Annotated in this window: 15 protein-coding genes and 1 pseudogene; 8 read left to right on the top strand and 8 right to left on the bottom strand. The window is 62.7% G+C overall.

The genetic code is table 11. The annotated features are described in order from the left end of the window. Positions 1–224: 224 nt before the first annotated feature. Positions 225–524 carry a DUF3572 domain-containing protein gene (locus HB777_10670; protein QND64325.1) on the top strand — a complete coding sequence of 100 codons (300 nt, stop codon included), beginning with the start codon at positions 225–227 and terminating at the stop codon, positions 522–524. Next, positions 521–1,174 (top strand): hypothetical protein, encoded by a 654-nt coding sequence (locus HB777_10665; GenBank protein ID QND64324.1) that lies wholly within the window; start codon positions 521–523, stop codon positions 1,172–1,174. Before HB777_10670 ends, HB777_10665 begins: the two co-directional genes overlap by 4 nt. Positions 1,175–1,186: 12 nt before the next feature. Here HB777_10665 and HB777_10660 read toward each other — a convergent pair whose 3' ends face one another. Both HB777_10660 and HB777_10655 read right to left on the bottom strand, forming a co-directional pair. Further along, on the bottom strand, positions 1,187–2,734 hold the full coding sequence (locus HB777_10660; protein QND64323.1) for a hypothetical protein: 1,548 nt from the start codon (positions 2,732–2,734) through the stop codon (positions 1,187–1,189). A gap of 106 nt (positions 2,735–2,840) precedes the next feature. Then, positions 2,841–3,416 (bottom strand): GNAT family N-acetyltransferase, encoded by a 576-nt coding sequence (locus HB777_10655; protein ID QND64322.1) that lies wholly within the window; start codon positions 3,414–3,416, stop codon positions 2,841–2,843. Positions 3,417–3,481: 65 nt separating this feature from the next. Here HB777_10655 and HB777_10650 point away from each other — a divergent pair, with 65 nt between their 5' ends. Further along, on the top strand, positions 3,482–4,810 hold the full coding sequence (locus tag HB777_10650) for a DNA polymerase IV (GenBank protein ID QND64321.1): 1,329 nt from the start codon (positions 3,482–3,484) through the stop codon (positions 4,808–4,810). A gap of 176 nt (positions 4,811–4,986) precedes the next feature. Further along, a complete protein-coding gene (locus tag HB777_10645; GenBank protein QND64320.1) occupies positions 4,987–6,543 on the top strand; it encodes a long-chain fatty acid--CoA ligase in 1,557 nt (518 codons plus the stop codon). Between the two features lie 201 nt (positions 6,544–6,744). On the opposite strand, the gene HB777_10640 is transcribed toward HB777_10645, so the two are convergent. After that, on the bottom strand, positions 6,745–7,251 hold the full coding sequence (locus tag HB777_10640) for a hypothetical protein (GenBank protein QND68730.1): 507 nt from the start codon (positions 7,249–7,251) through the stop codon (positions 6,745–6,747). Between the two features lie 203 nt (positions 7,252–7,454). Between HB777_10640 and HB777_10635 the strand changes: the two genes are divergently transcribed. After that, a complete protein-coding gene (locus HB777_10635) occupies positions 7,455–8,336 on the top strand; it encodes a DMT family transporter (protein ID QND64319.1) in 882 nt (293 codons plus the stop codon). 11 nt (positions 8,337–8,347) lie between these two features. Here HB777_10635 and HB777_10630 read toward each other — a convergent pair. The 5 genes and pseudogenes from HB777_10630 to HB777_10610 all read right to left on the bottom strand — a co-directional run bounded on the left by HB777_10630 (position 8,348) and on the right by HB777_10610 (position 16,112). Next, a pseudogene (locus tag HB777_10630) lies at positions 8,348–9,152 on the bottom strand (ion transporter). A gap of 57 nt (positions 9,153–9,209) precedes the next feature. Continuing rightward, a complete protein-coding gene (locus HB777_10625; GenBank protein QND64318.1) occupies positions 9,210–9,608 on the bottom strand; it encodes a nuclear transport factor 2 family protein in 399 nt (132 codons plus the stop codon). Between the two features lie 182 nt (positions 9,609–9,790). Further along, entirely contained in the window at positions 9,791–10,168 is a 378-nt protein-coding gene (locus HB777_10620) for a VOC family protein (protein QND64317.1), read from the bottom strand. 301 nt (positions 10,169–10,469) lie between these two features. Continuing rightward, the gene (gene dnaE / locus HB777_10615; protein QND68729.1) at positions 10,470–13,997 is read right to left on the bottom strand and encodes a DNA polymerase III subunit alpha; all 3,528 of its coding nucleotides are present in this window, start codon (positions 13,995–13,997) and stop codon (positions 10,470–10,472) included. Between the two features lie 102 nt (positions 13,998–14,099). Next, complete coding sequence (locus tag HB777_10610; protein ID QND64316.1) at positions 14,100–16,112, bottom strand: acetyl/propionyl/methylcrotonyl-CoA carboxylase subunit alpha; 2,013 nt, start codon at positions 16,110–16,112, stop codon at positions 14,100–14,102. A gap of 199 nt (positions 16,113–16,311) precedes the next feature. On the opposite strand from HB777_10610, the gene HB777_10605 reads away from it, so the two are divergent. From HB777_10605 to HB777_10595, 3 genes are all read left to right on the top strand, one after another. Then, complete coding sequence (locus HB777_10605; GenBank protein QND64315.1) at positions 16,312–17,439, top strand: S-(hydroxymethyl)glutathione dehydrogenase/class III alcohol dehydrogenase; 1,128 nt, start codon at positions 16,312–16,314, stop codon at positions 17,437–17,439. 67 nt (positions 17,440–17,506) lie between these two features. Next, complete coding sequence (gene gfa / locus HB777_10600; GenBank protein QND64314.1) at positions 17,507–18,076, top strand: S-(hydroxymethyl)glutathione synthase; 570 nt, start codon at positions 17,507–17,509, stop codon at positions 18,074–18,076. Positions 18,077–18,140: 64 nt separating this feature from the next. Then, on the top strand, positions 18,141–18,608 hold the full coding sequence (locus HB777_10595) for a YaiI/YqxD family protein (GenBank protein QND64313.1): 468 nt from the start codon (positions 18,141–18,143) through the stop codon (positions 18,606–18,608). Positions 18,609–18,632 lie beyond the last annotated feature (24 nt).

The following is an 18,632-nucleotide window of genomic DNA, read 5'->3' as shown; positions in this document are numbered from 1 at the left end:
CCTTCCGTTCGAAGGCGACCGTCATGCGCCCATGTCTAGACGCACCAAACCCTGCTTCACTTTACGGCAATATGATTGACGAAACGGAAATCCGCGGCTGGAAAACAGCGCAAATTCCACCTCGTCCCTACGCGTCCAAAGGGCGCGCCACGCTCTAATGGCTTGCCGCTAGCAGCTCTTGCCATTACTGCGGGAGAGACTCATTCCACACACCGAAGGTAGTGATGGCAAACGCAGCGTCAATGCGCGAAGAAGCGGAATCGATTGCCGTGAAGGCCCTGGGCTTCGTCGCCTCCGATCCGGAGTTGTTGCCGCGCTTTCTGGCAATCACCGGCATAGAGGCGCATTCGATCCGCAAAGCCGCGAGTGAACCGGGGTTCCTGGCCGGTGTCCTGCAGTTCATTCTCGCCCACGAGCCGACGCTGATGCGCTTTGCCGAGGAAACCGGCACGCCGCCGGCCGCTGTCGGCAAGGCCTTGCGGTCGCTGCCGCTGGGCGACGACAACCACGAGCATTCGACATGAGCGATGATCCCGAAACCGCGCGCCAGATCGAGGAACTTGCGGCCGACGACCGGCCGCTGCTGGTGCTCGACGTCGACGACGTCGTGCTCGAATTCATCCGCCCGTTTCCGAATTTCCTCAAGGCGCGCGGCTTCGGCCTGACGCTGGCCTCCTTCCGGCTGACCGGCAATATTGCCGAGACGGCGAGCGGGCGCCTGATCGAACAGCCCGAAGTCACGGCGATCCTAGGCGATTTCTTTGACGCGCAAGCCGACTGGCAGAGCGTCACCGACGGCGCGGCAGAGGCCCTGGCAGGGCTCGGCGACCGCGCGGAAATCATCTTGCTGACGGCCATGCCGCACAGACACCGTGCCGTGCGTCGTGCCCATCTCGATGCCCTCGGGCTAAACTACCCGCTTCTGACCACCGAAATGGCCAAGGGACCGGCAGTGGCCAAGCTGCGCGGCAAGGCCGCCAGGCCGGTGGTCTTCGTCGACGATCAGCCCCACAATCTGGCGTCGGTGCGGGGATCGGTCGCCGACGCCGAACTCATCCACCTGATGGCCGACAATTCGTTGCGCGCGTTCCTGCCGCCGGTCCCGGATGATGTCATCGTCGTCGAGGACTGGCATGAAGCCGCGCCGAAGATCGCGAGCGCGCTGGGGCTCTAAAGCCCCTAGCCCTTAAGGGTTCAGTTTCGCCCCTGCCCCGCCATTGTCGCTACCGCTGGCGTCTCCACCGTCATCGTCCCCGCTGTCACCATCATCCACGCTGTCGTCCACGGCCGGATCGGCGGGCTTCAGCATGACGCCGTTGACGGTGACCGAACCATCGGCCATGGCATTGACGATCCATTCCAGCCGGCCGTCAGGCAGTGTCTTGCCAAAACCTTTCGCCATGAGGGCGACAGGCACATATTGCGCCACCTCCGGTTCCGACTTTGCCGCCTCCTGCAGGCCTTCGATCATCTTGTCGAAGCCGGTGACATCGACCGTCACCTTTCCTTCGGGCTTTTCGCCGGGGAACGTCATCTCGCCTTCCAGCGCGATCTCCGTGTCCTTGTTCTTCATGGTGCTGTGGCCGAGGACGACCTTCGGCGTCTTGGCCATGAAGTCGGCTTTGAGCTGCTCGCCGAATTCGGCCGACAGCGGCGGATCCTGATTGAGATCAAAGGCTTCAATCGCCTTCTTCGCCATGCTGTCGAGGTCGATATTGGCGCCGCCGAAGTTCAGGTCGATATCGGTGGGCAGCAGCGCGACGCTCCAGCTCGGCACAAGCTGCCGCGGCACGGTCAGCCCCGACGCCTTGATGCCATAGGTGATCTTGCCGTTCTGGGCGACGCCGTCGGTGGCGAACGCAGTGCTGAGCTGGGTGGCGCCGAAATTGCCGACCGGGCTTTCCACCGCGAAATCCTTGAAGCCATAGGTTCCCTCGACACGCTCCCAAAGCGGCAAGGCGGCGAGCAGAAGCGATTTGAGCTGCGCCTGGTTGGCCTTCAGCGTCGCTTCGTTTTCATTGGCCACGGCAAATGCCAGGAGATCGAGCAACGGCCTTGTCCGCACGCCCTTGCCGCTGGCTTCGACCGACAGTTCCGGCGATTTGAGGGTGACCGGGAATTTCAACCCGCTCTCCGGATCGTCGAAATTGATCGCTTCGACAAAGCTCGACACCTTTTGCGAGGTCGTGAAATCGACGCCGCCGGTCGCGGACTTGGTCGCGGCAATGGTCGCGGTGCCGGCCCCGGTGCTGGCTTCCATGTGCTGCTTGGCATCCTTCGATGCCATGGTCATGCCGGCCATCGAGCTGGTGCCGCTGGTGAAGGCCGCCAGATTGGGATCGTAGACGCCCGAGCCCTTGCCGTCCTTGATCGAAAACTGCGTGCTTTGCAGCCCCTCGGGCCCGTTGAAATCGAAAGAGGCGCTCTGCGAAAAATCCATCGAGACATCCCAGGCCCCATCGCTGCGCGGCTTGACGATCAGCGCGTAGGGCGCAAAGTCGAATTTCAGCAGCTTCTGGTCCGGGAATGATGCGGCAAGCGCCTTGAAATCAAACAGTATCTTGTAGGCGCCGCCTTCGAGCGAAACCTTCAAAATGCCTTTGTCGATCGCCTGCTTGCCGACATAGCGGGACAGGTCATCGGACAATTGCTTCGCACCCTGGCTGTCGACGGTCTGACCGAGAGCAGGTGCACTCAACGCAAGAAGGAACACGAATGGCAGGGCACGGTTCACGCGAATTCTCCGTTTTGGCCTTGAAGGAACGCTTCGTTCGTCTGGTATGAAATTACCACTGCAACCGCAAGGTGAGATCAACAAGGCGCCAGTGCGAAAAGACTCGTCAAAGCACCAGCCGCATCAGTGGCCGGCCCGCCTTGCGTTCCACAAGCCTCTCGAAACCAGCCTTCTCGAAGACCCGCGACGAGCCGACGAACAGGCCGATCGAACGTGAATCGCGCGACAGGTTTATCGGGCAGGCCTCGACCAGCCGCGCGCCGTTCTGGCGGGCGAAATCGATGCCGCTTTCGACGAGGCGATGCGTGACGCCCCTGCCGCGCGCCTTGCTGCGGATGAAGAAGCAGGAAATCGCCCAGACGGCCGGATCCGCGGCGTCGGCAGGATCGACCGGTGCCGACCCCCTGCCCTGATTGTTCCATTCGGGCACGTCGGCGCGCGGTCCGATCTGCATCCAGCCGACCGCCTGACCATCCTCGAATGCCAGCAAACCCGGTGGCGGACCGGCTTCGATGCGCGCCTTGATATGGTCCTTGTTGCGTTCCCGGCTGCTCTCGCGGCGCACCGCCGGTGCCAACCGGAAATGCGTGCACCAGCAGCCGTAGCAGGCGCCCTGCTTGCCGAACAGGTCCTCGAATTCAGCCCAAAGCTCAGGCGTAAGCGGCGCTATGGTCGTGCTCATGAGTTCTCCCCAGGCCAGCCTTGTCGCTGGCCTTGCACTGTCGTACCATTGCTTCTGTTCTCTTTATGTTCGCAGCGATGGCGGCCCCTGTCAACAATCCCGATCACGGTTTTTGCCGCGACTGCCTGACGTTTCAGCGCAGCCAGACGCGCCGCTGCGAGCGCTGCGGCAGCCCCCGGCTTGCGCGTCATGCCGAACTCTACCGGCTGCATCTGGCTCATATCGATTGTGACGCCTTTTATGCGGCGATCGAAAAGCGCGACAATCCGGCGCTCAAGGACAAGCCGCTGATCATCGGCGGCGGCAAGCGCGGCGTCGTCTCCACCGCTTGCTACATCGCGCGCATCCAGGGCGTGCGCTCGGCAATGCCGATGTTCAAGGCGCTCGAAGCCTGCCCCGAGGCGGTCGTCATCAGCCCCAACATGGAAAAATACGTGCGCGTCGGCCGCGAGGTGCGCGCCATGATGCAGGCGTTGACGCCGCTGGTCGAGCCGCTCTCCATCGACGAGGCGTTTCTCGACCTCGCCGGCACCGAACGGCTGCATGGCCTGCCGCCGGCGGTGGTGCTGGCGCGCTTTGCGCTGGCGGTCGAGAAGGAGGTCGGCATCACCGTTTCGGCCGGCCTGTCCTATTGCAAGTTCCTCGCCAAGATAGCCTCGGACTTCCGCAAACCGCGCGGCTTCTCAGTCATCGGCGAAGCCGAGGCGGTCGGCTTCCTGGCGGCGCAGCCGGTGACCATGATCTGGGGCGTCGGCAAGGCGTTCAACGCCACGCTGGAGCGTGACGGCATCCGCACCATCGGCCAGTTGCAGCAGATGGATCGCGGCGACCTCATGCGCCGTTACGGCACGATGGGCGACCGGCTCTACCACCTTTCGCGCGGCGAGGACGTCCGCCGCGTCGATCCCGACCAGGACGCCAAGAGCGTATCGGCCGAAACCACCTTCGACACCGACATCGCGTCGCTGGACGAGTTGGTCGCGGTGCTGAGGGGCCTTTCGGAAAAAGTCTCGGCACGGCTGAAAAAGTCCGGCATTGCGGGGCGCACCGTGGTGCTGAAGCTGAAGACCCAGGATTTCAAGCTGCGCACGCGCAATCGCCAGCTCGGCGACCCGACCCGGCTCGCCGACCGCATCTTCCAGACCGGAGTGGAGCTGCTGCGCAAGGAAACCGACGGCACGAAATATCGGCTGCTCGGCATCGGCGTCAGCGACCTCTCGGACGATGACAAGGCCGACCCGCCCGACCTGGTCGACGTCCAGTCGCGCAAGCGCGCCATGGCCGAAGGCGCCATCGACACCCTGCGCGACAAGTTCGGCCGCAAGGCGGTGGAAACCGGCTACACCTTCGGCAAAGGCCGCGATGCCCACCCGCCGGAACCGCTGGAGGACTGAGGCCTTCAGATGCGCCGCAAGTCGATCCGGCTCATATCGATCTGGCCCATTATGACGTTCTTGCCGATCCGGGATCGGCGCCAGTAGCAGTTACCGAGGCGATTGTGGCAGTGCCTTGACCTCGGCCTTTCGCCGTTGTTTGCTGGCGGGCCTGATGATCGATCCGGGGGTGGTCCATGTCTATCGCTGGCATTCTCGATCGGGCAGCCCGGATTGCACCGAACGCGGTTGCGATTGCACACGGACCCCGCGCGCTTCACACATATGCGGCGCTGAAAGCCCGCTCAGAGGCAATTGCCGGATTCCTCAAGAACCGGCTGAATCTGGCCGCAGGCGAACGCGTCGCACTCCTGATGAAGAATGCGCCCGAGTACGTCGAGGTGATGTTCGGCATCTGGAAAGCAGGCTTGGTCGCCGTGCCGATGAACGCGAAGCTGCATCCCCGGGAAATAGCCTACATGCTGGAGCATTCGGGCACGACGGCGGCATTCGTGACGGTCGACCTTGCCGGCGCGCTTAACGAGGCGGGGCGCTCTGTCCCGAGACTAAAGAGCATCATCGACGTGGCGAGCAGCGAGTACAGCGATGCACTGAAATGCGAAGCGATCGAAGGCCGATGGGCGGCCCTTCCTGAAGACCTGTGCTGGCTCTTTTACACGTCAGGTACCACCGGCCGTCCGAAGGGGGCTATGATCACCCATCGCAACATACTGGCAATGTCCGCCAGCTACTTCATTGACATCGACATGATTGCGCCGGGCGATTCGATCCTGCACGCAGCACCCATGTCGCACGGCTCGGGGCTCTACATCTTTCCTCATGTGTTGGGCTTGGCTACTCAAATCATCCCCGAATCTGGCGGCTTCGATCCGCTGGAGATTCTTGAACTGGCTAAGGTGCATCAGAGACTCAGTCTTTTCGCGGCGCCGACCATGGTGCACCGGCTCGTCAATCATCCGGCAATTGGCGACTCGGATCTGTCGGGGTTGAAAACGATCATCTACGGCGGCGCGCCCATGCTGGTGGAAGACGTCAAGCGCGCCCTGGATGTGCTGGGTCCGCGCCTCGCGCAGTTGTACGGCCAGGGGGAGGCCCCAATGTGCATCACCGGGCTCGCCAAACGTTTCTACGCCGACCGCTCGAACCCCAGGTGGGAGGCGCTGATCGGATCGGCAGGCTTCCCGCAAGCTGTCGTCGACTGCGCGGTGATGGATGCAGACGACCGGCCGCTGCTAGCCGGCGAGATGGGCGAGATTTGCGCGCGTGGCGAGTCGGTGTTCGCCGGCTATTGGCAGAACGAGGAAGCTAGCGCGGCCGCGCTACGCAACGGCTGGCTGCATACGGGCGACGTCGGGGTCATGGACAAGGACGGGTTCCTGACACTGCTCGACAGATCGAAGGATCTGATCATCTCCGGCGGCAGCAACATTTATCCTCGGGAAGTCGAGGAGGTGCTGCTGAAGCACGAGGCCGTCTCTGAAGTTTCGGTTGTCGGCCGCCCTCACGCCGAGTGGGGAGAGGAGGTTGTCGCCTTTGTCGTTGCAAGGCCCGGCAGCAACCCGACAGCAGCCGAACTTGACGCCTTGTGCCAAAACCATATCGCACGCTTCAAGCGGCCGAAGGCTTACCGATTCCTCGCCGAGCTGCCGAAATCAAGCTATGGGAAGACCTTGAAGCGCGAACTGCGCGACATGCTGGCGGAGGAGACTTGGCGCGACACTGCGGTGAATTAATTCCAGGCCGCAGGATGACGCTCTCGACAGTGAGGATGATCAGCCGGATGACGGCGGCCCAGTCGAATGCGGCGACTAGCGGTTGCGATAAAGGTCGCGGCTTGCGAGATAGCGCGCATGGCACCTGCCCCCTCGCCCGCAACGTCATCCATTACACCAGCTAGGCGGCCTGGCTCGCGCTGATTCAGGTCAGGCCATCCGTCAGGTGCGCGTCAGATCGATCCTGCTCGTCACCACGCTCTTGCCGGTTTTCGGATCGGTATCGATAACCGTCAGCCGGATACCGTTCTCGCCTCGCTTCTCGACCGTCATCTGGGCCTTGCGGTCACCGTTGACTTCCTTGGCCCAGCGGATGCCAAGATTGATCGCGTTGCCCGAACGGCTGCCGGTCAGCTGTGCCGGCCCGGTACGAGAGCCGACATAAATGCCGCTGTATTTCGCACCCGTGACCTTCAGATTGGCACTGATGGCCCGCGACACCACCACGAGACCGCGGCAATTGCCATCCAGCGAGAGCGAGGTTGAGGTCGCGTTTGACTTGAAGCTGCAAGATACACCAACGTTCGGCACATCCGTGGTTACCTGGACAGTACCCTTGCCGGCGAAATTGCCCTTGAACGACTGGAGAAATTTGGTCTCGTCGGCATGTGCCGCGCCTGCTCCAAGCAATAGAACGCCAGCAAGCGCGAATTGCGCGAATGATCTCATCGAAGCTCTCCTCGTCAATCTTGGAAACAGCGGGACGGCCTGCAACACGATGCACGGCTGAATATCGGGACTTAACGCCCTTTGCCGTGGCAGGTTCCGCTCGCCACATGACTGTTTTTGCAGCATCCAGCCGTTGCGACTGGCCCAGAAGAAGGCAACGGCTAGCGATTGCGGCAGAGGCCCTGGCCTGCGACATAGCGCGGATGGCACCTGCCCCCTCGATTCCAAAGGCCGCGTTCTGGATGGCGCTGTCGATTGCCTCGTTCCTGGCGATGTCGGTCGCCGGCCGCGCCACGACAGCCGAGCTCAACGTCTTCCAGGTGCTGGAACTGCGCTCGGTGATCGGCTTTTTCATCCTTCTGCCGCTGGTGATGACGAGCGGCGGCTTTCCAGCCATGCGCACGCAGCGCCCCGTCGCCCATATCGCCCGCAACATCATCCACTATACCGGCCAGGCGGCCTGGCTCTACGCCTTGACGCTGATCCCGCTGGCCGTGCTGATCTCGATCGAATTCACCACACCGATCTGGACGGCTATCCTGGCGGTGATTTTTCTCGGCGAAAGGCTCTCGCGGCCAAGGCTCGCAGCGATCGTGCTGGGGCTGATCGGCGTGGTGATCATCGTGCGCCCCGGAGCCGGCTCGGTCGATCCGGGACATCTCGTCGTGCTCGGCGCCGCCGTCTGCTTCGGCATCTCGGTGGTCACGGTCAAGTCGCTGACGCGGACGGAGAGCGTCGTGCGCATTATCTTCTGGATGCTGATCATCCAGTCTGTGGTCGGCCTGGTTCCGGCGCTCTGTACGTGGCGCAACCCGCCGCTGGCGCTATGGCCATGGATCGTACTGATTGGCTTCACCGGCATGTCGTCGCATTTCTGCATGGCCCGCGCGCTTGGCTATGCCGATGCCACCGTCATCTCGCCGATGGATTTCCTGCGCGTGCCACTGTCGGCGCTGATCGGCTGGTTGCTCTATAGCGAGCAGATCGACGCCTTCACCGCCGGCGGCGCGCTGCTGATCCTGATGGGCAATTTGCTCAACCTTCAGCGAAAGGCGATAAGGCCGGCCGACGTGGCAGCGTCGTAACACCGCGCCGGTCAGTTCCCGTCGTCGGGTATGTTGAGAAGATGGCCGCACGCCTTGCAATGCACGGCATCCGGCTCATGCCGCTGCAAGCCGCATTGCGGACAGGGAAAGAACACCTTGGACGGCCGGAAGATCGCCTGCGCCAGCCTGACGAACAGCGATATGCCGATGATCATGGTGACGATTGCGGTCAGCTTGCCGGCTATGCCGGGCAGCACGATGTCGCCGAAGCCGGTCGTCGTCACCGTTGCAACGGTGAAATAGAGCGCGTCGATGTAGTTTTCGAGGCCGGCGCCGGTGCGGAAGAAGAAGGTGTAGACGAAGCCGGTGATGACAAACAGGAACGTCAAAAGGTTGATGACAGCGTGGCTGGCCTCGCGCCACGGCCTCAGGCCGCGCATCTCGAAATGCCGCCAGAGCGAACCGCTGCGCGACAGCGACCACAGCCGCAGGATGCGCAGGAAGGCGAGATTGGCGAAAGCCGTCGGCATCAGCAACGTCAGCAGGATGAAGACATCGACCCAAGACGTCGGCTGCTTCATCAGCCGCAGCATGTCGTTGGAGGCGAGCAGCCGGGCAACCAGGTCGGCGGCGACGAGAGCGGCCGCCGAATAGTCGAGCCAGAGGAATGACGGCTTGTCCTGGAGAACCGGCGTCGCGATGAAGAAGGCAATGATGGCGAGGTCGATGACGACAGCCACCAGCTGGAACCGGAAAGCGGCCGGCGTGCGCCCATGATAAAGCTTGCGCAGCCGGTTTGCGCAGCCGCGTCATCGCCGAATTTTCCTGCAATCCGTCCTTGCCCGCCATTTTCATGAGGATTGCGTAGCGTCCGCAGCCAAGGCCGTCCAGTGGCTTAAGCTGCGGGATCCCTCAGCCTTGCACCACTGTGCCATCTGGTCCGACAAGACCCCAGGCGGTGGCGGTATCGTAGAAGAACTGTTCCTTGGCGATGCGATCACCGCGCCACTGCTGAAGCGCCACCTCTTCCAGGCGCCTGACGGTGCCGTCCTTGTCGATCCTGTCGAACGTCCAGCGGATAGCGACATTGTCGCCGTCGACCAGAAAAATCTGGACCGGATGCGTATGCATCTTCTGGATCCGTTCCAGAACCGATTGCTCCCGTGCCATCAGCGCTTCCCTGCCGCTGCGCGGGGCGCCGAGATTCTCCTGCATGGTCGCATCGTCATGGTAGAAGTCGGCGATCGCCGTGACATGGCTGCCTTCGACCACTTCCTTGAGGAAGGTTTCAACGCGTTCGCGGCTGGGCATGGGACAAGTTCCTTTGTCGGCTAGCGGCGCGGCCGCAGCGCTGATTTTAAGGTGGATTTCGAAGAACCAGTTTCACGGTCTTTCGAGCGTGTTCAGGGCATGTGGTGCAAACCAGCTCCACTTCAACCACGCCCGGTGTCCTGGCCCTATTGCGCACGACGTCAGGCCTAGCTAGCGCAAACTCAATCCGCGATGTGCTGGCCGACATCTATGCGATTGCCGTCGGGATCCTCGAAGACGAAAGCGCGCAAGCCGTAGTCATGATCACGCAAGCCCTTGACGATGCGAAGACCGTGCGCCTTGCAGACATCGTGCAAGGCGTTGACGTTCTCGACCATCATGTGCGCGACATTGAAATGCGCCGCGCGGTGATCCTTCTGCAAGGTCAAATGCAGTTCGGCGTCGTCACGTTTCAGGATCATGAAGCCGACCGGATCGCCATTCTCGAATGTCTTGGAAAAACCGAGCACGCCACAATAGAAGGCGATGGCCCTTTGCATGTCACGGACAGGCAGCATGGCGGCAACACGTCCGAAACGGATGGAGCTTGTGTCGTTCATCGTAACCTCGAAAGATTCGGAAGCCTCGCCTGCTGCATGGACGGTGCCATATCAGCAGTTCCGGTTCCTGATTATCGGTTCGATGAGACGGTGCCCACGGGATTAAAGGTATAGACGGTTTTGCGTGCCGGTAAACAGGTTCGCCTGAAGGACCGACCAAGGTGTGTTGAGATTCAGGTCAGGCCGAGTCGAAAACGGTGGGTTTCGAGAACCGGAGCGGAGCGGACGTCTGGGTCCGTGAGCACCGGAAGCGCAGAAAACCATCGTTTGCAGGCCGGCATCACCTGAATATCAGCACAGCTTACACCAGTTCCACTTCGACCACGCCGGGCACCGCGCGCATCGCCGAGGCGATCTGTGGCGAAATACGGTAGCGGTTGGGCAACTCGATCTCGATTTCCCCCTCGCCCTCTTCCTTGATCAGCACGAAACTGACCTGCCCCTCGCCCCTTACAGTCAGTTGGCCGGCCAGCGTGTTGATCGGCGTGGCGTTGCGGACGAAAATGCGCAGGGCCTTCTGGATACGGCTTGCCTCGTCCTCCAGCGATTGTACCGAGTTGATGCGCAGATTGACGCCTTCCGGCCTGTCCTCGGCCGCAACCGTGATAACGACGGAGCGGCCGGCCTCGAGCAGGTCGCGGTACTGCGCAAGTCCTTCCGAAAACAGCACGGCTTCGTACTGACCGGATGTATCGGAAAAGGCGATGACGCCCATCTTGTTGCCGGTGCGCGTCTTGCGCTCCTGCTTGGATGTCACCGTCCCGGCCAGACGTCCTGCGGCGGCGCCGCGCTTGACGGCCGCCGAAAACTCCGCCCACGTCTGCACCCGCATCTTCTGCAGGGCCGCCTTGTACTCGTCGAGCGGGTGTGCCGAGAGATAGAAGCCGACCACCTGGAATTCACGGTGCAGCCGGTCGGCGGCGAGCCACGGGTCCGTCGCCGGCAGATTGAGCGCCTGCGACTGCGCGCCGAGCGAGGCGCCGAAGATGTCGTGCTGGCCGGAAACCGCGTTCTGCTGCGCCAGCGACGCCAGCCCCATCATGCGTTCCACGCCCGCCATCATCGACGCGCGGTCGTGGCCGAAGCAGTCGAGCGCGCCGGCCATGATCAGGCTTTCGAAGACGCGCTTGCCGACGATCTTGGGATCGACCCGCTCGCAGAAATCGGCGAGGTTCTTGAACGGCTTTGCGCCACGCTGAGCAACGATGTGCTCCACCGCCGCGTCGCCGACGCCCTTGAGCGCTGCCAGCGAATAATAGATGCGGTTCTCGCCGACCTCGAAGGCACGGAAGCTCGATATCACCGACGGCGCCAGAACCTCGATGCCGAGGCGCAGCGCGTCCTGGCGGAAATCGGCGAGCTTGTCGGTGTTGCCCATGTCGAGTGTCATCGACGCCGCCAGGAACTCGACCGGATAATGCGCCTTGAGATAGGCGGTCTGGTACGAGACGACCGCGTATGCCGCGGCGTGCGATTTGTTGAAACCATAGTCGGCGAACTTGGCCAGCAGGTCGAAAATGAAGTCGGCTTGCGGCTTGCCGACGCCACGCTCGACCGCGCCGGAGACGAAGCGCTCGCGCTGCTTGTCCATCTCGGCGCGGATCTTCTTGCCCATGGCGCGGCGCAGCAGATCGGCTTCGCCGAGCGAGTAGCCCGACAGCTCCTGCGCGATCTGCATCACCTGTTCCTGGTAGACGATGACGCCTTGCGTCTCCTTCACCAGATGGTCGATCTTGGGATGGATCGACGCCATCTCCTCCTCGCCATGCTTGCGGGCGTTGTAGGTCGGGATGTTCTCCATCGGCCCCGGCCGGTACAGCGCGACCAGCGCGATGATGTCCTCGATGCAGTCGGGCCGCATGCCGATCAGCGCCTTGCGCATGCCCGCACTTTCCACCTGGAACACACCAACCACCTCGCCGCGCGACAGCATGGCATAGGTGTCAGGATCGTCGAGCGGGATGGTCGCCAGGTCGATCTCGATGCCGCGCCGGCGGATCAGCTTCACCGCCGTTTCCAGCACCGTCAGCGTCTTCAGGCCGAGGAAGTCGAACTTTACCAATCCGGCCTGCTCGACATATTTCATGTTGAACTGGGTGACCGGCATGTCCGAGCGCGGATCGCGGTACATCGGCACCAGTTCCGACAGCGGCCGGTCGCCGATGACGATGCCGGCGGCGTGGGTCGAGGCGTGGCGGTAGAGGCCTTCCAGCTTCTGCGCCATGTCGAGCAGCGTCTGGACGATCGGCTCCCTCTCGGCCTCTTCGGCAAAGCGCGGCTCGTTGGCGATGGCGTCGGCGAGCTTGACCGGATTGGCCGGATTCTGCGGCACCATCTTGGAGAGCTTGTCGACCTGGCCATAGGGCATCTGCAGCACGCGGCCGACGTCGCGCAGCACGGCGCGCGCCTGCAGCGTACCGAAGGTGATGATCTGGCCGACCTGGTCGCGACCGTATTTCTGCTGGACGTAGCGGATGACCTCCTCACGTCGATCCTGGCAGAAGTCGATATCGAAGTCGGGCATCGACACGCGGTCGGGATTGAGGAAGCGCTCGAACAGAAGCGAGAAGCGCAGCGGATCGATGTCGGTGATGGTCGTCGAATAGGCGACCAGCGAGCCTGCGCCCGAACCGCGTCCCGGCCCGACCGGAATCCCTTGCGCCTTGGCCCATTTGATGAAGTCGGCAACGATCAGGAAGTAGCCGGGGAACTTCATCTTGGTGATGATGCCGAGCTCGAAATTCAACCGCTCGCGATATTGCTCGACCGTGTAGCCGGCTGTCGGGCCATGCGCGGCCAGCCGCGCGTCGAGCCCCTCATGCGCTTGGCGGGCCAGTTCGTCGGCTTCCGCCTGCACGGCAGCCTCATTGTCGGCGACATCGCCGCCGGTAAAGCGCGGCAGGATCGGGTTGCGGGTCTTCGGGTAGTAGGAGCAGCGCAGCGCGATCTCGACCGTGTTGTCGATCGCCTCCGGCAGGTCGGCAAACAGCCTGGCCATATCGGCCTGGCTGCGCAGGAAATTGTCCGGCGATAGCCGGCGGCGGTTGTCGACTGCAACGACCGACCCCTCGGCAATGGCGATCAGCGCGTCATGCGCATCATAGTCGTCGCGGGCCGAGAAGAACGCCTCGTTGGTGGCGACCAGAGGCAGTTCATGCGCATAAGCCAGGTCGATCGAGGATTTCTCGATCACGCGGTCATAGCCGGACACCCGGTCAAGCTCGACATAAAGACGGTCACCGAACATCGCCTTCAGGGTCAAAAGCCGTGCTTCGGCCAGATCGCGGCGGTCTTCCTTGAGTGCAATGCCGATCGGGCCGCGCGGCCCACCGCTGAGGCAGATCAGCCCGTCACAATAGCCTTGCATCATTTCGGTGGTCAGGTGCACGGCCTCGCCTGGCGGCGTTTCGAGGTAAACGCGGCTGACCAGCCTGACCAGATTGGAATAGCCGGCCTCGGTCGCGGCGAGCAGGACGACTGGCCGCATATCAGGGCCTTGCCGCCGGCGGTCACGCTGGCCATCGCTGTTTTCGCCGGAAAAGGCGAGCGCGGTCTGGCAGCCGATGATCGGCTGGATGCCGTCCTTCACCGCCTTCTGGGCGAACTCGAGCGCGCCGAACAGATTGTTGGTGTCGGTGACAGCAATGGCCGGGGCTTCGTCCTTGACCGCGTGAGCCACCACCTTGCCGATCTGCAAGGCGCCTTCCAGCAGCGAATAGGCCGAATGCACGCGCAGATGAATGAAGGGCCGCGCCGGCGCCTCCGGCCGCGCCGCAGCAATCGCTGCTTCGCGCTTCAGGGGATCGCGGGGAAGTTTTTCGTCGGCCATGGTGCTGCGTGAAGGTCCTGAGTCGATAGACATGTATTGTCCGGGACCGCGCGGTGCCAGTCCAGCACAAACGACTGCTGACCACAGGCTTGCCGTGCCTGCTCAGGCAAACTCCATGATCACCGCATCCACGGCGAGGCTGTCGCCCGGCTTGGCGTTGAGTTTGGAGATGACCAGATCGCGTTCGGCGCGCAGCACGTTTTCCATCTTCATCGCCTCGACAACCGCCAGCGTCTCGCCGGCCTTGACCTCCTGGCCTTCGGCAACGGCAATCGACACGACAAGGCCAGGCATCGGGCAAAGCAGCAGGTTCGACGTGTCCGGCGCCACCTTTTCCGGCATCAGCCTTTCAAGCTCGGCGGTGCGCGGCAGCATGGCGCGCGCGGTCACGGACATGCCCTTCCAGGCAATGCGAAAGCCATTGGCGACCGGCCTGATCTGAGCCGTAACCTTGCGCTGGCCGACCGTGCCGCGCCAGATCAGATCGCCCGGCCGCCAGTCGGAGGCAACGGTCAGAGCCTTGCCGCCCTCGATCGACAGATCGACCTCCATCGGGATGGAAATCATGCCCTCGAGGATCGACGCCGACAGATAGTCATCGCCGATCTTCACCACCCAGTCGCGCTTCAGCGCTCCCGAATGCGGCGCCAGGCGCCCGCCCAGCCGGTCGAGCCGGTCACGGCGCAGAAGCTCCACCGCGGTCGCAATCGACGCCAGCACGGCTTTCTCATCGTCGTTCGGTACGACGGGCGCGAAGCCGTCGGGGTATTCCTCGGATATGAAAGCGGTCGATATCCGCCCTTCCCGCCAGCGCGGATGCTGCATCAGGGCAGCCAGGAACGGAATGTTGTGCTCGATGCCGTCGACGACGAAGCTGTCGAGCGCTTCCGACATGGCGTCGATGGCTTTCAGACGCGTCGGCGCCCAGGTGCACAGCTTGGCGAGCATCGGGTCATAGAACATCGAGATTTCGGAGCCCTCGGTGACGCCGGTGTCGTTGCGGATGACGACATCGCCGAACTGTCCTTCCTCCGGCGGCCGGTAGCGCGTCAGCCGGCCGATCGAGGGCAGGAAATTGCGGTAAGGGTCTTCGGCGTAGAGCCGGCTTTCCACCGCCCAGCCGTTCAGCTTGACGTCGCTTTGCCTGATGGCGAGCTTCTCGCCGGCGGCGACGCGGATCATCTGCTCGACCAGATCGATGCCGGTGACGAGCTCCGTCACCGGATGCTCGACCTGCAATCGTGTATTCATTTCAAGGAAATAGAAGTTCTTGTCCTTGTCGACGATGAACTCGACCGTACCGGCGCTCTGGTAGTCGACGGCCCTGGCCAGCGCCACCGACTGCTCGCCCATGGCCTTGCGTGTCTCGGCGTCAAGGAAGGGCGACGGCGCCTCTTCGGCGACCTTCTGGTTGCGGCGCTGGATCGAGCATTCGCGCTCGCCGAGATAGAGCGCGTTGCCATGCGCGTCGGCCAGCACCTGGATTTCGATATGGCGCGGATCGACGACGAATTTCTCGATGAAGACGCGGTCGTCGCCAAACGAACTCTTGGCTTCCGAGCGCGCGCGGTCGAAGCCGTCGCGCACTTCAGACTGGTCCCAGGCGATGCGCATGCCCTTGCCGCCGCCGCCGGCGGAAGCCTTGATCATCACGGGATAGCCGATCTCGCCGGCGATCTTTTCGGCATGGTCGGCATTCTCGATGACGCCGAGCCAGCCGGGCACAGTGGAAACCTTGGCGGCGTTGGCGAACTTCTTCGATTCGATCTTGTCGCCCATCGCCCTGATCGCCCTGGGCTTCGGGCCGATGAAAATGATGCCCTCCGCTTCCAGCGCTTCACAGAAGGCCGCCCGCTCGGACAGGAACCCGTAGCCGGGATGCACGGCCTGCGCACCGGTCTCCTTGCAGGCGGCGATGATCTTTTCAGGCACGAGATAGCTCTGAGCCGCTGGCGAAGGTCCGATATGCACCGCCTCGTCGGCCATCTCGACATGCACGGCATCGCGATCGGCATCGGAATAGACGGCAACCGTGGCGATGCCCATCTTGCGCGCCGTTTTGATGACACGGCAAGCAATCTCGCCACGATTGGCGATCAGGATTTTGGTGAACATGCTGAGGTCATTCCCCTCCGGTCGGTCGTTCCTTTTATGGCCTGTGCTTGCAGGGTCAAGCCGACCATGCAAATCACTGCCTTTCAATCGATTTGCGATTCCAATTCATCGCTGTGGCCCAGTCTTGGCGGCAGCTTCCAGTTGATCGCATCGCCAAAACCTGAAACCGTGGAAAAAAATTCGCATTGGAGGACGCCTGATGAAAACCCGCGCCGCTGTCGCTGTCGCCGCCGGAAAGCCGTTGGAGATCATGGAGGTCGACCTCGACGGTCCGCGCGAGGGCGAGGTGCTGGTCGAGATCAAGGCGACTGGCATCTGCCACACCGACGAATTCACGCTGTCGGGCGCCGATCCCGAAGGCCTGTTTCCGGCCATCCTCGGCCATGAGGGCGCCGGCGTCGTTGTCGATGTCGGCAAGGGCGTCACTTCGGTCAAGAAGGGTGATCACGTCATCCCGCTCTATACGCCCGAATGCCGCCAGTGCCCGTCTTGCTTGTCGCGAAAAACCAATCTGTGCACGGCGATCCGCGCCACGCAGGGCCAAGGCCTGATGCCGGATGGCTCGTCGCGCTTCTCGATCGGCAAGGACAAGATCTTTCACTATATGGGCTGCTCGACCTTCTCCAACTTCACCGTGCTGCCGGAGATCGCGCTGGCCAAGGTCAACCCCGAAGCACCTTTCGACAAGATCTGCTACATCGGCTGCGGCGTCACCACCGGCATCGGTGCGGTCATCAACACCGCCAAGGTCGAGCAAGGCGCAACGGCGGTCGTCTTCGGCCTCGGCGGCATCGGCCTCAACGTCATCCAGGGCCTGAAACTTGCCGGCGCCGACATGATCATCGGCGTTGATCTCAACAACGACAAGAAAGCCTGGGGCGAGAAATTCGGCATGACGCATTTCGTCAATCCGAAGGAGATCGACGGCGATGTCGTGCCGCACCTCGTCAACATGACCAAGCGCGGCGCCGACCAGATCGGCGGCGCCGACTACACATTCGACTGTACGGGCAGCACCAAGGTCATGCGTCAGGCGCTCGAAGCCTCGCATCGCGGCTGGGGCAAGTCGGTCGTCATCGGCGTTGCCGGCGCCGGCCAGGAGATCTCGACGCGGCCGTTCCAACTGGTCACGGGACGCACGTGGATGGGCACTGCCTTCGGCGGCGCACGCGGCCGCACCGATGTGCCGAAGATCGTCGACTGGTACATGGACGGCAAGATCCAGATCGATCCGATGATCACCCACTTGCTGAAGCTCGAGGACATCAACAAGGGTTTTGACCTCATGCACGAGGGCAAGTCGATCAGGAGTGTCGTGGTTTACTGAGGAAGACCACAAGCCGCCGACCAACCGGCCTGCGACCTCTGTGGTTCACAAGTGGGAGGAGAAGAAAATGGCGGAGAAACTGCATCCGAAAATCGACAATGGCTTGCCCAGGGAAAGCGCAAGCTTTGCCGGCGGCACGCTGGTCTGCGCCTGCACCAGCAAGCCGGTGAAGGTGAAGGTCAAGGGTCAGATCGCCCACAATCATGCCTGCGGCTGCACCAAATGCTGGAAGCCGGAAGGCGCGGTGTTCTCGGTTGTTGCTGTGGCCGGCACCGGCGACGTCACCGTCACCGAGAATGGCGACAAGCTCAAGGTGGTCGACCCCTCGGCACTGATCCAGCGCCATGCCTGCACCGTCTGCGGCGTCCACATGCACGGACCGGTCGAGCGCGACCACCCGTTCAAGGGCCTGTCCTTCATCCATCCCGAGCGCTTCGAGGAGGACGGCTGGTCGCCGCCGGGCTTCACCGCCTTTGTCTCGTCGATCATCGAGTCCGGTGTCGATCCAAAGCGGATGGACGGCATCCGCTCGCAGTTGAAGACAATCGGGCTGGAGCCCTATGACTGCCTCAATCCCGGCCTGATGGACTATATCGCCACCTGGACGGCGAAGAAGTCCGGCGCTTTGCCGGCCTGATAGTCGTGAGATTTCAGGTATGGGGCCGGACAAGTTTCCGGCCCCTGCTCGTTTTGGAGAGACAATGCCCGCACCCGCCATTCTCGTCGACGCCGACGCCTGCCCGGTCAAGGCCGAGGTCGAAAAGGTCGCCGAGCGCCATGGCGTCGTCGTCACCTACGTCTCCAATGGCGGTTTGCGGCCATCGCGCGATCCGATGATCCGCAATGTCGTCGTCTCAAAGGGCGCCGATGCCGCCGACGACTGGATCGTCGACAATGCGCGGACCAACGATATCGTCATCACCGCCGACATTCCGCTGGCCGCCCGTGCGGTGGCGCTCGGCGCGCATGTGCTTGGGCCGACTGGACGTCCTTTCACGCCGGAAACGATCGGCATGGCGGTGGCAATGCGCGATCTCAAGCAACATTTGCGCGAGACCGGCGAAAGCAAGGGCTACAATGCCAGCTTCGCCCCACAGGACCGTTCGCGGTTTCTCGGCGAACTCGACCGCATCTTGCGGCGCGCGCTGAAATCCGCCACACCGCAATAGAAACCGAGCGCCATCCAAGGTTGG

It is taken from the genome of Mesorhizobium loti (assembly GCA_014189435.1).
Lineage (GTDB): Bacteria > Pseudomonadota > Alphaproteobacteria > Rhizobiales > Rhizobiaceae > Mesorhizobium > Mesorhizobium loti_G.
Note: the sequence above shows the minus strand (reverse complement) of the source record. Positions and strands in the feature narration are given on the sequence as shown.